Origin of the sequence: Streptosporangium sp. NPDC002524 (genome assembly GCF_040295985.1) — a bacterium.
Taxonomy (GTDB): Bacteria; Actinomycetota; Actinomycetes; order Streptosporangiales; family Streptosporangiaceae; genus Streptosporangium.
The window spans coordinates 65,872-80,146 of the sequence record NZ_JBEOWK010000019.1; the positions used below are offsets into that span (position 1 = coordinate 65,872).

Here is a 14,275-nt window from a genome sequence, read left to right on the forward strand (position 1 = left end):
GTCAGGTCTCCTGATCGGTGCCGGGGAGAGAGGCCGCCTCGATCCCCTGGACCAGCATGTGGCGGGCACGGGGGAAGTCTCGCAGCTCGTCGTGGAAAACGCGCAATCCCACCGTCAGGGCCTCGACGGGGACACCGCGTGCCGCGAGCACGGCTCCGGTCCAGCCGATGAAGCCGGTGAACAGCGGCGCGTCGTCGACGTACAGGGCCGTGGCCAGGAAGTCGAGCAGGTGGCCCAGGTCGGCGGCGGTGGCGTCGACCTGGTGCAGATCGTAGGCCGCCATGGGCGGGTAGGCGCGGGCCAGGGTCTCCATCGCCCGGGTGAGCAGCTCGGCGCGCCGGCGCGTCAGGTGGGTGTACTCCTCGTCGGCGAAGTGGGCCGGAGCGTCGGCCGGTCGAGGCGGCCCGGCCAGGTCGCCGCGCTCCAGCCGGTCGGCCGCGACGTCGGCGGTGGGCGCCCAGGCGTCGGCGCCCAGCAGGCGGGCGTAGCGGCCGTCGGCGCCGAAGCCGGCCCCGCCGGCCAGGACCGGCACGCCGACGGCCTGGCAGGCGGTGAGCGTGGCGTGCGCCCGGGGCAGGCGGGTGGCCAGCGCGCAGCCCAGCGCGACCGCGTCAGGCCCGGTCTGGTGCAGATGGGTGATCAGGTGCGGGCCGGGCACGCTGGCGCCCAGGAAGTCGACCCGCCAGCCGCGCAGGCGCAGGACCTCGGCCAGCAGGCGGGTGGGCAGCGCGTGGTACTCGCCGTCGGTGCAGGCGACGGTGAGGCGCCCTCGGGTGGGCTCGGGCCGGACGCGAGCGGCGATCGCGGCGACAGCGCGCTCGCTGACGGCGGTGGCGCCGTGTTCGCGGGCGACGGACCACTCGTTGGCCGCCCACAGCTCGCCGATGCGCCGCTGGGCGGGGGCGACGAGGTCCAGCAGCAGCCGCTCGGCGTCCACCCCCTCCTCCAGCAGGCCGAGCACCAGGTCGATGGCCGCGAACTCGTCGCCTCGCCCGATGTGCTCCAGGTATCGCCCGACGGCCTCGTGCGGGCTCGCGACCGGCGGCGCGGCCACGCCCGCCGTACCCCCGATGCTCCCGGTGTTCCCGGTGTTCCCGATGCCCGGTGAGGTGCTCAGCGTGCTCATCGGGCCGGCCTCGCCTGCACCGCCAGCAGTGCCCGGTCGTCCTGGACCTCGCCGCCCAGCCATTCGGTGCTGATCTGCTCCAGCCGCTCGACCAGTGCCGCGACCGGCATGCCCGCGCAGCCGGCCAGGGCGGCCTTCAGCCGCTGGGCGCCGTACATCTCCCTGCCGGTGGGGCCGCCGAACGCCTCGGTGATGCCGTCGCTGTAGAGCAGGCACACCTCGCCGGGGGCCAGGTCGACCCCGGTGGGGTCCAGGACGGTGTCGGCGAACGCGCCGAGCATGGAGCCGCGGGCCGTGCTCTCCTGCACGGTGCCGTCGAGGCGCAGGATCAGCGGCGCCGGGTGCCCGGCGACCGCCAGGTTCAGGCGTACGTGCCCGTCCGGGGCGGTGCCGAGCGTGCCGAGCACGAGGGTGGCGTAGGAGTTGGGCGTGGGCGAGCCTCGCAGGGAGCGGTTGAGCAGGGCCACCAGCCGCTCGGGGCGCTCCTCAAGCAGCAGCAGCGTGCGCAGGCAATGGCGGATGTGCCCGGCCAGGACGGCGGCGCGGGCGCCCTTGCCGCAGACGTCGCCCAGCACCACCAGCGGCTCGCCGGGACCGCCGGTCTCGGGCAGGTAGACGTCGTAGAAGTCGCCGCCGATGAGCCCGGCCTGGCGGGCGGCGCGCAGCGATCCGGCCAGCTCCAGGCCGGGCAGAACGGGCAGCGGCGGGGGCAGCAGGTCGCTGCTGAGGATCGCGTTGGTGGCGCTCTGCTCCTGGTAGAGGGCCGCGGCGGAGATGGCCGCCCCGGCTCGGGCGGCGAAGATCCGCACCAGGGTCTCGGCGTCCTCGTCGAAGGGCGGGCCGTCCTCGTGCCGGGCGAGCACGAGCGCTCCGGCGGGCACCCCGTTGCCGGGCAGCGGGGTGACGAGGAGGTGCCCGGCCGCCCCGAACCTGTCGGGCAGCAGCCAGCCGGGCACCTGGCCCGGATCCAGCCAGCGGCTGGGCACGGGCGGGAAACCCGCCAGCGCCTCGGCCAGGCCGGGCACCTGCGCGGTGTCGGTGACGGCGACGTTGCCCTCCTGCGGGGAGCGCTCGGCGCTGGTCAGGCGGAGCCATCCGGCGTGGCGGCGCCCCGAGGGAGGCAGCACGACCATGGCGGCGTCGGCCAGGAAGGGGGTGGCCAGCTCGATCGCGGTGCGGGCGCAACGGCGCATGTTGAGCGAGGCCGACAGCCTGCGGCCCGCCTCGATGAGGAAGTCGGTGCGTCGGCGCTCGGCCAGCAGCGCGTCGGTCCTGGCGGACTCCGCGGTGACGTCACGCAGGTACCAGGCTCGGTGGCCGAGGCCGAAGCTTTCGCGGCGCACCCGGAGCCGCCGCCGCCCGTGATCGCTCTCGCGGTCCTCGCCCTCGGGGTGGTCACCCTCGAACAGGTGCGCGGCCGGGCCCGAGCACAGGGGGCGGCCGGGGACGATCTCGGGTGCCATCCCGGCCGCGGCGGCGTTCAGCATCACCACGACGCCGTCGGTGCCGCACAGCACGACCCCCTCGCCGCTGGCCTCCACGATGGCGCGCAACAGCTCTTCGCCCGGTACGCGTGGGAGGTCGCGCCCCACCGCCTCACGGCCGAGGTCATCGTCCAGGTCGGCGGTGAGCGCAGGGCCGGGGCCGCGCGGGGAGGGAGGTCTTGTCATCACCCGAGGCTTTCGTGTGGAGAAGGATTGATCAGATTATCTTCTCTCGCCGTCGAGACGGCCAGGGGATCCGGCACGGCGACGCCGCGAGGTCTTCGGCCGTCCCTACCCCCGGGGAGCCGTTGATGCGGCCGGGGCGCGACGACTTGCGGCCCATGTGCCCGGTGCCCGTACGGGCGCCCGCCTCACCGGAGCGGCTCTTTTACGCCCGGTCTCACGAGGTGGGCACTTTGCCTTTTCATGACTCTCGGTTGACTTTTTTCGACTTTAGGAAGAGACCGAAACGTTACCAAATCAGGCGCAACCATGTTCAGTCACCATGCATCTCCTATTAGTGTTTTAAGAGCAGTTTGCTGTAGTGGGGGAGAGAAATTGTGCTGATCGTGGAAAGCCGACGCCTCAGGACGCCGCTGGCCGGTCTGGCCCTGGCGACCTCGGCGGTGCTGGTCACCGCCTGCTCCGGAGGGGCGGACCCGCAGGCTTCCGCCGACCCCGGCCCCGGCGCCGGATCGGGAGCCGTTTCGGCCACCGCCCCGGCCGCGACGGAGATAAAGATCAGCCCGGCCAAGGGCAGCAAGACCGTGCGCCCGAACAAGAAGGTCGTCGTCGCGGCCTCCAACGGCGCGTTGGAGGAGGTCACCGTGGAGAGCGGCGGCCGGGAGCTGGAAGGCGACTTCGACGCCGAGCGCACGAAGTGGAGCTCCTCCACGCCGATGATGCCGGACAGTGATTACACCGTGTCGGCCCGGGCGGTGGACGGCACGACGGCCACCAGCTCCTTCAAGACGCTCAAGCCCGAGCACGAGCTCGAGGTGGCGGACGTCACCCCGGCGATCAAGGGGGAGAAGGTCGGCGTGGGGGCGCCGATCATCGTCACCTTCAACCAGCAGATCGCCAACAAGGCCGGGGTGGAGAAGGCCCTGGAGGTAAAGGCGCAAAAGCCCGTCCAGGGCGCGTGGCGGTGGATCAACGACACAACCGTGATCTACCGGACCGCGAAGTTCTGGCAGCCGCACCAGAAGGTGACCTTCACCGCCCGGCTCAAGGGCGTGCAGGGCGGCAAGGACATGTACGGCGTGAAGGACATGACCAAGGTCATCCAGATCGGCGCGGCCCAGATCGCCACGATCGACACCCGCAAGCACAAGATGATCGTCAAGCGGGACGGCAAGGTCGTGCAGACCATGCTGATCAGCGCGGGCAACGCCAGCACGCGTGAGTACACCACCACCAGCGGCGTCCACCTGGCGATGGGCAAGGCCAACCCCGAGCGCATGATCTCCCCGGGCCGCAAGAAGGGCGACCCCGGCTACTACGACCTGATGATCAACCACGCGGTCCGGTTCTCCAACAGCGGCGAGTACGTGCACGCGCTGAACAACGTGTGGGCCCAGGGACGCCAGAACGTCAGCCACGGGTGCATCAACTCCCGCCCGGACCAGGCCAGGTGGTACTACAACCAGGTCCAGCGCGGCGACGTGATCACCATCAGGGGGACCGACCGCGAGATGGAGTGGAACAACGGCTGGGGCTTCTGGCAGCTGTCGTTCAAGGAATGGAGCAAGGGCAGCGCCCTGCCCAAGGCCTGACCCCGCGTCCCGTCGCGTCCCCCCCCGCGGTCCCCCGGCGTCCCGTCCGCCGCCGTGCCGGTGCCGGCCTCCGCCCGTGACCAGTCCGCCGCCGACGGCGAGACCGTGACACAACCATGACATGACGAAGACGAGGCGGGCACACGACCGGCCGACAGTGGACGGAGCCGGCCGGCGGACGGGTTACGGGCGGAGTTACGGGGGTGCGTTGTGAAGCTCGGGGGCGTGTCGCGGGTGTTGCTGATCGAGGACGACCCGGCCGTACGGGAGGGCCTTGAGCTGGCCCTGACCCTGCACGGGTACCGGGTGCGCGCGGTGGAGTCCGGCGAGCAGGGGCTGGAGCGGCTGCGCACGGACCCTCCCGACGTCGTCGTGCTCGATCTGATGCTGCCCGGTATGGACGGGTTCGAGGTCTGCCGCCGCATCCGGGCCGCCGGCCAGCTGCCGATCATCATGCTGACCGCGCGCGGCGACGACGTGGACGTGGTGGCCGGGCTGGAGGCGGGCGCCGACGACTACGTGGTCAAGCCGGTGCGGCCCAGGGTGCTCGAGGCGCGCATCGGCGCCGTGCTCCGGCGGATCGGCCGGGACCAGGCGGAGCTGGAGCGGCACGGGGACCTGACCGTCGACCGGGCCGGGATCGTGGTCGCCAAACACGGCGTGCCGGTGGACCTCGCCCCGACCGAGCTGCGCCTGCTGCTCGAACTCTCCGGCACGCCGGGCCGGGTGCACAGCCGCCAGCAGCTGCTGGAGTCGGTGTGGGAGCACGGGTACTTCGGCGACTCGCGCCTGGTGGACGCGTGCGTGCAGCGGTTGCGCGCGAAGATCGAGGACGACTCCGCGGCGCCCGTCTACGTGCAGACGGTCCGTGGGTTCGGGTACCGGTTCGGGCCGGTGTGAACCGCCGGTGACGCCTCGGCCGGCCCTGGGGCTGCGTGCCAGGCTGCTGTTCGCCTTCGCGCTGCTGTGCGTGGTCACCGCGGCGGCGGTGACCGGCGGGCTCTACGTCGAGGCCCGCAACGCCATCCTGCAGAGGACCCAGGACGCCGCGGTGGAGGCGATGACCGGCCGCCTGCGGGCGGTCTACCCGTTGCGGAGCGCGACGCCGGGCCCGGACGAGCTCGGCGAGATCGCCGCCGCGGCGGCCGACCAGAACAGCCTCGCGGTCGCCCTCCACGGCGAGACGCACTCGCCGCTCCCTCCGCCCCCGCCCCCGTCGCCGGGCCGCCTGAGGCTGGGCGGGAGGGCCCGGATCCCCGACCTCGGGGTGATCTCACCGGAGATGCGGAAGGCGGTGGCCGGCGGCCGTACCGCGTGGCAGCGGGTGGTGTGGCAGGGCGAGCCCGGCCTGATCATCGGCATGCCGTTGATGATCATAAAGGAGGACCGGACGACGCGGGTGTCCGGCATCGAGGTCTACAGCGTGCGCAGCCTGCTTCCCGAACAGCGCAGCATCGACGCGCTCGCCGCCCGCGCCTGGGCCATCGGCGGGGTGGCCCTGGCGTTCGCGGTCCTCCTGGCGTTGCTCGCCACCCGTGGCGTGCTGGGCCCGGTGCGCGAGCTCGGCCGGGCGGCACGCCTGCTGGGCGAGGGCGAGCTGCGGACCAGGATCGCGGTGCGCGGCTCCGACGAGCTGGCCGACGTGGCGCGCACGTTCAACGACACCGCCGCGGAGCTGGAACGGCTCGTCGGGCAGCTGCGCGAGATGGAGGCCGACGCCCGCCGGTTCGTGGCCGACGTGTCCCACGAGCTGCGCACCCCGCTGGCCGCGCTCACCGCGGTCGCCGACGTCCTCGACGGGGAGGCGGCCCGGATGCCCGAGCCCGCCGGCAGGGCCGCCAGGCTGGTCAGCCGGGAGACGCTCAACCTCACCGCTCTGGTGAACGACCTCATCGAGATCAGCAGGTTCGACTCCGGCGCCGCGGCCCTCGCGCCGAACGAGATCGACGTGGCCGAACTGGTGCGCGCGACCCTGCGCGTCCGGGGCTGGTCGGAGCGGGTGCGCACCGAGGTCCCGTCCGGGGTGACGGCGCGGCTGGACCCGCGCCGGGTGGACGTCATCCTCGCGAACCTGGTCGGCAACGCCCTGCGGCACGGCGAGCCACCGGTGTCGGTACGGCTTCGCGCCGACCCGCACCGGATCTCTCTCGAGGTCCGCGACCACGGACCGGGGCTGGACGAGGCGGTGCTGCCGCACGTGTTCGACCGGTTCTACAAGGCCAGCGCGGCCAGGGCCAGGTCCGAGGGCAGCGGCCTGGGCCTCGCCATCGCGCGGGAGAACGCGCGCCTGCACGGAGGCGACCTCACCGTCACCAACGCCCCGGACGGCGGCGCCGTGTTCACGCTGCGCCTGCCGCGCCGGTCACCCGATCCGGACGACGGCGCTGTGTTCACGCCACCCCACTCACCCGATCCGGACGGAGGCGCTGTGTTCACGCCACCCCGGTCACCCGATCCGGACGGAGGCCTCGAATGAGGACCGGACCCGCCTGCCGCGCGCTCGCCGCGGGCCTCGTGTCGCTCGTCGCCGTGACCGGCTGCGGCGTGCGGCCCAGCGACGTCATCCTCGCGGGCGACCCGCCGAGCGGACGCGTCGCGCCACCCACGACGATCACCCTCTACCTGGTGAGGAACGACCGGCTCAGCGCGGTGACGCGGCCCACCGATCTTCCGATGCTCCCTGCGGGCACGCTCGCGCTGCTGGCCGACGGACCCACCGCCGGGGAACGGGCGAACGGATTCGGCACCGACGTCCCGCCCGAGGCCGGCCCGTTCTCGGTGACCGCCGGACCGGCCGGCCACGTGGTGGTGACCCTGTCCATCCCGGCCGGCGAGCTGTCCGCACTGGCCGTCCGGCAGATCGTGTGCACGGCCGCCGCCACGGTGCCGGAAAGCAGGGTCCAGGTCACCGTCGTCGGTGCCGGGCAGAGCGTCGGCCCCCGGACCTGCCCGGGGTGACGGTCACCCCGGGCGGATCAGGTGGAACGTACGACCGCCGGCGGTGGCGAGGCGGGGTGGCCGCGCGGGGAGCGGGGGGCACCGGACACGGGTGACGCCCGGAGCGGCGACCGCACGCCGCGAAAGCCCCGAAAGCCCCGAAAGAGCGCGACCGAGGGCGCGCCGGCCGGTCGGCCCGTCAGTACGAGGCCGGTCAGGCCGTCAGGCCGTCAGTGCGAGGCCGGTCAGCCGGTCAGTGCGAAACCGGCCGCCGCCTCCGCGTGCAGCCGGGCGCTCGGCAGCAGCGGGATCGCGGTGTCCTTCTCGGTGATCAGGAGCTCGATCTCCGTGCAGCCGAGGATGACGCCCTCGGCCCCGTCGGCCGCGAGATCGGCGATGATCTGGGCGTACGCGTCCCTGGAGGATTCCCGGAGCACCCCGCGCACCAGCTCGTCGAAGATCACGCGATGGACCAGCTCCCGCCGCTCGCGCCCCGGGACGACCACGTCGAAGCCGTGGGCGGCCAGCCGGTCCCGGTAGAAGGGCTGCTCCATGGTGAAGCGGGTGCCCAGCAGGCCGACCTTGCGCATCCCCCTGGCGCGGACCTCCGCGCCCACGGCGTCGGCGATGTGCAGCACGGGCACGCTCGCGGCCCGCGCCACGTCGTCGCTCACCCGGCTGAAGGTATTGCTGCAGACGAGCAGGACCTCGGCGCCGAGACCCTCCAGTTTCCCGCCCGCGTCGGCCAGCAGCGTACTCACCTCGTCCCAGCGGCCGGCGAAGACGAGGTCCTCGACGGTCGTGTAGTCGACCGACCAGATGAGGCTGTTGGCGGAGTGGCTGCCGCCGAGTCGCTCTCGTACCCGCTGGTTGATGACCTGGTAGTAGATCATCGTCGATTCCCAGCTCAGCCCGCCGATGAGACCGATGGTGCGCATGGAACCCCGTTCCGACGTTTCGATGTTCTTACGTTTCGGCGGCCTGTGCCGGCCACGGTGCCGCCACCGGCCCGGCCGGGTCCGGCCGATCCACCCGATCCCCTCGGCCCTCGATGGCGTGTCGGCGGTCAGGTGCCGGCCAGCGCGCGGGCGCAGGCGCCGAGCCCGATCTCGCTGGAGGCCTTGACGAACACCACGTCTCCCGGTTCGAGGAGCGCGGTGGCCAGCCTGAGGGCCTCGGCCACGTCCTCGGCGGTGTGGACGGCCACGTCCCGGCCCGCGGACTCCGCCGCCTCCGCCATCGCGAGCGGATCTCCCGCCCCGACCGCGATCAGCACGTCGAAGCCGAGGTCGGCGACGAGCCGGCCCATCTCCGCGTGCCGGGCGCGGGAGGCGTCGGCCTGCTGTCCCATCGCGCCGAGCACGGCGACGGTACGGCGGGTGCCGGCCAGGGCCCGCACCGCCCGCAGCCCGGCCCGCATGGATTCGGGGCTGGCGTTGTAGGCGTCGTCGACGACGGTGACGCCGTCGGGCCGTTCGACGATCTCCAGCCTGCCCGCCGAGCGCCGCCGCGCGGCGTTCAGCCCGTCGGCGATCTCGGCGGCGCCCAGGCCGAGCGCGGTGGCGGCGGCCGCGGCGGCCAGGGCGTTGCCCACCTGGTGCTCGCCGATGAGGCCGAGCTCGACCGGGGCGCGGCCGGAGGGCGTGACCAGCTCGAACGCGGCCCGCGCGCGGCCGGTCGTCCGCACGTCCTCGGCCCGCACCCGCGCCTCCGCCGACCGGCCGTACAGCAGGACCCGGGCCCTGGTGCGAGCGGCCATGCCCAGGACGTACGGGTCGTCGGCGTTGAGCACGGCGAACCCGTCCGCCGGGAGGGCCTCGACCAGCTCGCCCTTGGCCTCGGCCACGTCGGCGGGCCCGGTTCCCATGCGCTCCACGTGCGCGGTGCCGACATTGAGCACCAGCCCGACCCGGGGCGGTGCGATCCCGGTCAGGTACGTCAGGTCGCCCTTGCGGCCCGCGCCCATCTCCAGCACCAGGTACCGGGTGGTGGCGTCGGCGCGCAGCACGGTGAGCGGCAGCCCGAGCTCGTTGTTGAACGACCTGTCGGTGGCGACCGTCGCGGCGTGCCGTTCGAGCACCTGGGCCAGCAGGTCCTTGGTCGTGGTCTTGCCCACCGAGCCGGTCAGGCCGATCACGGCCGGGCCGATGCGGCCGAGCAGGTGCCCGGCGAGCAGGCCGAGCGCGAGCTGGACGTCCTCGGCCACGAGGGCGGGCACGCCGACGGGCCTGGACGCCAGCACGGCGACGGCGCCGTCCGCGACGGCCCCGGCCGCGTAGTCGTGACCGTCGGCGCGGGCGCCGGCCGTCGCGGCGAAGAGGCCGCCGGGCACCACCTCGCGGGAGTCGACCGCCGAGGGCGCCGTCACCAGTGCTTCCGGGTCGCGTACGTCGTGCAGGCGCGCGCCGACGACCCGCGCGATCTCGTCCAGCGTCATGGGGATCACGAGGCGCTCCTGGCGAACGCGAGGTCGATGAGGCGGCGCAGCAGGTCCGGGTAGGGGACACCGCTCGCGGCCCAGGCCCTGGCGTATACGGAACGGGAGGTGAAGCCGGGCATGGTGTTGATCTCCAGCACGTACAGGCGTCCGGTGTCCTCCTCGTAGAGGAAGTCGACACGGGACAGGCCGTAGCCGCCGATCGCCCGGAAGGCGCGCAGGGCCAGCTCGCGCGCGTCCTCGGCCACCCGTTCCGGCAGCGTGGCGGGGATGGCGGCGATCTCGGCCCGGCTGAGGTACTTGGCCTCGTAGTCGAGCCAGTCGCCGGGCACGATGAGCTCGCCGGGCACCGAGGCGTCCGGGGTGTCGTGGTCGCCGAGCACGCCGCAGATGATCTCGCGCGCGGTCACGCCCCGCTCGACGACGACCACCCGGTCGTAGGTCAGCGCCAGGTCCACGCCCGCGCGCAGCTCCTCCATGGAGGTGACGCGTGAGATGCCGATGGAGGAGCCCATGCCGGCGGGCTTGACGTACATCGGCCAGTCGAGCGACTTCACCAGGGCCCAGTGGTCGGTGGTGGTGCGCCATTCGTGCTCGGTGAACCACACATGTGGGGTGACCGGGATGTCCTCCGCCAGGAACGCGCGCCGCATCGCGACCTTGTTCATGGCCACGGCGGAGGCCATGACGCCGCAGCCCACGTACGGGACGCCCAGCGTCTCCAGGTGTCCCTGGAGGACGCCGTCCTCGCCGAACGGCCCGTGCAGCGCGGGGAAGACCACGTCCGGCGGATCGTGCCGCAGGTCCACCGGCCACCTGCCCCGCCGGTCGATGATGACGGGGACGGGCTCGTACAGATCCCTCGGCAGGGCGTCGAGCACGGCCCGCGCCGACTGCAGCGACACCTCGTGCTCGGCGGACGGCCCACCGGCCAGCACGGCCACGCGTAAGCGTTCGGTCACGATCGCTCTGCCTTCCTCGGGGGTACGGAGACGGCCGGGCCCGCCGCGGGGGAACAGGCGCCGGTCGGCCTCGTCCACTGTCGACCGGCCGTGTCCTCGCCCGGTCCGCGCCGTGTCATGGTCGTGTCACGGTCGCGCCGCCCGCCGTCGTCTCGTCTCGTCCCGGCTCGGCTCGGCTCGGCTCGGCGGTCTTGTAGCCCGGACGCGGGGCGAGCCGGTCGTCCTCGCCGGGCTACAGCCGGTCCGTGTACTCACCGACGTGGTCCACGCCGGGGTGGGGCCGCCGTCGCGGTGGCCTGCCGCCGCGGTCCGGGCGGTACTCGAAGTGCCACCACTCGTTGTCGTAGATGCGGTACAGGTCGTGGCGGGCGCCGTGTTCCTCCAGCCAGCGCGCGCCCTCGTGGGGGCGTACGTCCAGCGCGATGCCCTTGACGTGGCCGGATTCCGCCGGTGGCAGCACGAGCATGCGCGCCAGCGCCGGGGAGCCGCAGCGGCGCACCTCCTCGTCGAACATCCGTTGCTGGACGTGGGGGTCGCGGTATCCCGAGGTGAGGCCGACGAGCTGTCCGTGACGCCAGAGCGCCCGGGTGCGCGCCGCGGTGAACGCCGCCAGGGCGCCGTCGCTGAGCCCGGTGAGGTCCTCGGCGGGGAACCGCGTGCGCAACGCCCAGCGGCAGGCCAGCTCGCGGGCACGGCCGGGACGGCGGGCGAACGCCACGGGCAGCAGGAACACGGCGAGCACCAGCGTGACCGCGGCGTACAGCCGGTCGCGGGGCCGAGGGGGGATCGTGCGTGGCTCGTTCATGACGAACCACGATCGGCGCCGGATGTGCGCGCGCCGTCCGCCGTTCGTCACCGTTTCCCGACGGCGGGAAAGGCGCGGAAAAAGGGGCCGCGCCCGCCCCACCGGGCGCGGTACCGTGTGCGGCGGACACGACGGCGGGCGCGGTGGGCGCGGCCGGTGAGGACGTTCTCGGGGGAGGACCGCGTGAGGCTGCGGGAGCAGGTGCTCATCTTCGACGCCGACGACACGTTGTGGGAGAACAACGTGCTGTTCGAGCGGGTCGTCGAGGACTTCCTCGACTGGCTGGCGCATCCGACCCTGGAGCGGGCCCAGATCCGCGCCGTCCTCGACGACATCCAGGCGGCCAACGCCGTCACCCACGGCTACGGCAGCACGATGTTCCTGCGCAGCCTCGGCGAGTGCTTCGAGCGGCTGAGCGAGCGCCCGGCGACCCCGGCCGAGCGCCGCCGCATCGACGAGCTCGCCCTCGCCCTCGTGGAGCGCCGGGTGGAGCTGGTCGAGGGCGTCGCCGAGACGCTCACGGCCCTGGGCGGGCGCCACGAGCTGCTCCTGCTCACCAAGGGCGACCTGGACGAGCAGCGGCGCAAGCTGGAGGCCTCACAGCTGGCCCACCACTTCCGCGACGTGCACATCGTGGCGGAGAAGGACGTCGGCACCTACCGGTGGCTGGCCCGCGAGCACGCGCTGGCGCCCGCGACGACCTGGATGATCGGCAACTCCCCGAAGTCGGACATCCTTCCGGCCCGGCAGGCGGGGATGAACGCCGTGTTCATCCCCAACGACCACACCTGGGCGCTGGAGCAGAGCGACCTCGACCCCGGCGACGAGCGGGTGCTGCGGCTGGACAGGTTCCCCGAGCTGCTGGACCACTTCTGAGGGACGGCGGCCTCGGGTGACCCCGGGCAGGGTGAGGCGTCGGGGTCGACGCCCCTGTCGTGGAGGGGCTCGTCGTGGAGGGCCTCGCCGCTGACGGTGGCGGGCGGCCGCCGTCAGGCTCTCCTGACCGGCCGGTAGCACGGCTGCCACATCGCGTCCCGCACCTGCCGGACGGGATCGGGCAGGTCCACACGGGCCAGTCCCTCGGCGGCGGCCCGGCGGGCGACCGCGACGGCGACGGTGGCCGAGACCTCCCGCAGGTCGCCGACCGGGGGCAGCAGGGAGGCTCCGGGAGCCGAGACGTCGGCCAGCGAGCCGACCGCCTCGGCCGCGGCCTGGAGCATGCCGTCGCTGACCCGCCGGGCGCGCGAGACGATCACCCCCAGTCCCAGCCCCGGATACAGCAGGGCGTTGTTGGCCTGGCCGATGACGTGGGTGACGCCGTCGTGGGTGACGGGGGCGACCGGGATGCCGGTGGCGACCAGGGCCCGGCCTCCGGTCCAGCGGATCAGGTCCTCGGGCATCGCCTCGACGCGGCTGGTCGGGTTGGAGATGGGGAAGACGACGGGCCGCTCGACGGCGGCGGCCATGGCGCGGACGATCTCCTCGGTGAAGGCGCCGTGCGCGGTGGAGGTGCCCAGCAGCATGGTCGGGTGGACGCGGCCGACGACCTCGGCCAGCCCGATCCCGTTCTCCTTGGCGTCCCTGAGCCAGCCGGCGACCTCCGGGGCCGGGCGGGCGTAGGGGGTCTGGAAGTCGCGCAGGCCCGACATGTCGTCGGTCAGCAGGCCCTGCCGGTCGACCGCCCAGATCCGGCGGACGGCCTCCCGGGCCTCCAGGCCGTCGCGCGTCATCGCGTCGCGCAGCTGGTCGGCGATGCCGATGCCCGCCGTACCGGCGCCGAAGACGACGATCCGCTGGTCGCGCATGGGCGTGCCCGAGACGCGGGCGGCGCCCAGCATGGCCGCCAGCACGATCGCGCCGGTGCCCTGCATGTCGTCGTTGAAGGTGGGCAGGCGGCCGGTATAACGCTCCAGGATGCGCCGGGCGTTGGAGGGGCCGAAGTCCTCCCAGTGCAGCATCGCGCCGGGGAAGCGGCCGGTGGCTTCGGAGACGTAGGCGTCGACGAAGTCGTCGTAGCGCCGCCCCCGCACCCGCGGGTACCGGTTGCCGACGTAGAGGGGGTCGTCGAGCAGTTTCTCGTTGTCGGTGCCGACGTCCAGCGCCACGGCGACGGCCCGGGCGGGGTCGATCCCGGCGGCGGCGGTGTAGACGGCGAGCTTTCCGGCGGCGATGCCCGCGCCGCCGCCCACCCCCCAGTCGCCGATGCCGAGGATCTCCTCGGCGTCGGAGGCGACGACCAGGTCGACGTCGCCCGCTCCCAGGCCCAGGTTGGAGAAGGCCCGCTCGATGCCCGCCACGTCGTCGACCGACAGGTAGAGGCCCTGGGGGCGGCGGTACTCGTGGCTGTATCCCTCGATCGCCTGAGCGATCGTCGGGTCGTAGACGACCGGCAGCATCTCCGACAGGTGATCGCTCAGCAGCCGGTAGAACAGCACCTCGTTGCGGTCCTGCAGCGCCGTCAGGTAGATGTTCCTGCGCAGGTCGTCCGGTTGCGCCAGATACTGCGTGTACGCGCGCAGCGCCTGCTCCTCCAGCGTCTCGACCGCCGCGGGCAGGAGCCCGTCCAGGCCCAGTTCCTCGCGTTCGGCCGGGGTGAAGGCCGTGCCCTTGTTCAGCAGCGGGTTGTCCAGGACCTCCAGGCCGCGCCCGGAGGTGGCGTAGCTTCCGTCGGGGTTCTCCACGAAGCCCCGGCGCGTCCGAGTGGCCCGCCGTCTCCTGCCCGGCGCCATCGCACTGCCCATGGTCGTCC

12 protein-coding genes are annotated in these 14,275 nt (G+C 73.4%); 5 read left to right on the forward strand and 7 right to left on the reverse strand.

Annotated elements, in window-relative coordinates:
- Position 1 precedes the first annotated feature (1 nt).
- The gene (locus ABT053_RS29610; RefSeq protein ID WP_350973300.1) at positions 2–1,126 is read right to left on the reverse strand and encodes a cobalamin B12-binding domain-containing protein; all 1,125 of its coding nucleotides are present in this window, start codon (positions 1,124–1,126) and stop codon (positions 2–4) included.
- Complete coding sequence (locus ABT053_RS29615; protein WP_350973302.1) at positions 1,123–2,796, reverse strand: PP2C family protein-serine/threonine phosphatase; 1,674 nt, start codon at positions 2,794–2,796, stop codon at positions 1,123–1,125. Before ABT053_RS29615 ends, ABT053_RS29610 begins: the two co-directional genes overlap by 4 nt.
- Positions 2,797–3,179: 383 nt before the next feature.
- Here ABT053_RS29615 and ABT053_RS29620 point away from each other — a divergent pair, with 383 nt between their 5' ends.
- The 4 genes from ABT053_RS29620 (at position 3,180) to ABT053_RS29635 (ending at position 7,343) form a co-directional block, all read left to right on the forward strand.
- Positions 3,180–4,385 (forward strand): L,D-transpeptidase, encoded by a 1,206-nt coding sequence (locus tag ABT053_RS29620; protein WP_350973304.1) that lies wholly within the window; start codon positions 3,180–3,182, stop codon positions 4,383–4,385.
- Between the two features lie 225 nt (positions 4,386–4,610).
- Positions 4,611–5,285, forward strand: coding sequence for a response regulator (locus tag ABT053_RS29625; RefSeq protein WP_350973306.1), 675 nt, complete (start codon positions 4,611–4,613; stop codon positions 5,283–5,285).
- 7 nt (positions 5,286–5,292) lie between these two features.
- Entirely contained in the window at positions 5,293–6,861 is a 1,569-nt protein-coding gene (locus ABT053_RS29630) for an ATP-binding protein (protein ID WP_350973309.1), read from the forward strand.
- Positions 6,858–7,343: a GerMN domain-containing protein gene (locus ABT053_RS29635; protein WP_350973310.1), complete on the forward strand. Its 486-nt coding sequence runs from the start codon at positions 6,858–6,860 to the stop codon at positions 7,341–7,343. The genes ABT053_RS29630 and ABT053_RS29635 overlap by 4 nt, the downstream gene beginning before the upstream one ends.
- A 224-nt stretch (positions 7,344–7,567) precedes the next feature.
- Here ABT053_RS29635 and ABT053_RS29640 read toward each other — a convergent pair whose 3' ends face one another.
- The 4 genes from ABT053_RS29640 to vanY-N all read right to left on the reverse strand — a co-directional run bounded on the left by ABT053_RS29640 (position 7,568) and on the right by vanY-N (position 11,526).
- Positions 7,568–8,260 (reverse strand): aspartate/glutamate racemase family protein, encoded by a 693-nt coding sequence (locus tag ABT053_RS29640; protein ID WP_350973311.1) that lies wholly within the window; start codon positions 8,258–8,260, stop codon positions 7,568–7,570.
- Positions 8,261–8,388: 128 nt separating this feature from the next.
- A complete protein-coding gene (locus ABT053_RS29645; protein WP_502991886.1) occupies positions 8,389–9,768 on the reverse strand; it encodes a UDP-N-acetylmuramoyl-tripeptide--D-alanyl-D-alanine ligase in 1,380 nt (459 codons plus the stop codon).
- Entirely contained in the window at positions 9,765–10,721 is a 957-nt protein-coding gene (locus ABT053_RS29650; RefSeq protein WP_350973312.1) for a D-alanine--D-alanine ligase family protein, read from the reverse strand. Before ABT053_RS29650 ends, ABT053_RS29645 begins: the two co-directional genes overlap by 4 nt.
- A gap of 232 nt (positions 10,722–10,953) precedes the next feature.
- Positions 10,954–11,526, reverse strand: coding sequence for a D,D-peptidase/D,D-carboxypeptidase VanY-N (gene vanY-N, locus ABT053_RS29655; protein WP_350973314.1), 573 nt, complete (start codon positions 11,524–11,526; stop codon positions 10,954–10,956).
- 183 nt (positions 11,527–11,709) lie between these two features.
- Between vanY-N and ABT053_RS29660 the strand changes: the two genes are divergently transcribed.
- On the forward strand, positions 11,710–12,402 hold the full coding sequence (locus ABT053_RS29660) for an HAD family hydrolase (protein WP_350973316.1): 693 nt from the start codon (positions 11,710–11,712) through the stop codon (positions 12,400–12,402).
- Positions 12,403–12,515: 113 nt separating this feature from the next.
- Here the strand turns inward: ABT053_RS29660 and ABT053_RS29665 are convergent, their stop codons facing one another.
- A complete protein-coding gene (locus tag ABT053_RS29665) occupies positions 12,516–14,267 on the reverse strand; it encodes an NAD-dependent malic enzyme (RefSeq protein ID WP_350973318.1) in 1,752 nt (583 codons plus the stop codon).
- Positions 14,268–14,275 lie beyond the last annotated feature (8 nt).

Bases quoted from the DNA above. Each gene is read 5' to 3' on its own strand.
- ABT053_RS29635 (WP_350973310.1), top strand. From the start codon at position 6,858: ATGAGGACCGGACCCGCCTGCCGCGCGCTCGCCGCGGGCCTCGTGTCG.
- ABT053_RS29665 (WP_350973318.1), bottom strand. From the start codon at position 14,267: ATGGGCAGTGCGATGGCGCCGGGCAGGAGACGGCGGGCCACTCGGACG.
- vanY-N (WP_350973314.1), bottom strand. From the start codon at position 11,526: ATGAACGAGCCACGCACGATCCCCCCTCGGCCCCGCGACCGGCTGTAC.
- ABT053_RS29610 (WP_350973300.1), bottom strand. From the start codon at position 1,126: ATGAGCACGCTGAGCACCTCACCGGGCATCGGGAACACCGGGAACACC.
- ABT053_RS29615 (WP_350973302.1), bottom strand. From the start codon at position 2,796: ATGACAAGACCTCCCTCCCCGCGCGGCCCCGGCCCTGCGCTCACCGCC.
- ABT053_RS29640 (WP_350973311.1), bottom strand. From the start codon at position 8,260: ATGCGCACCATCGGTCTCATCGGCGGGCTGAGCTGGGAATCGACGATG.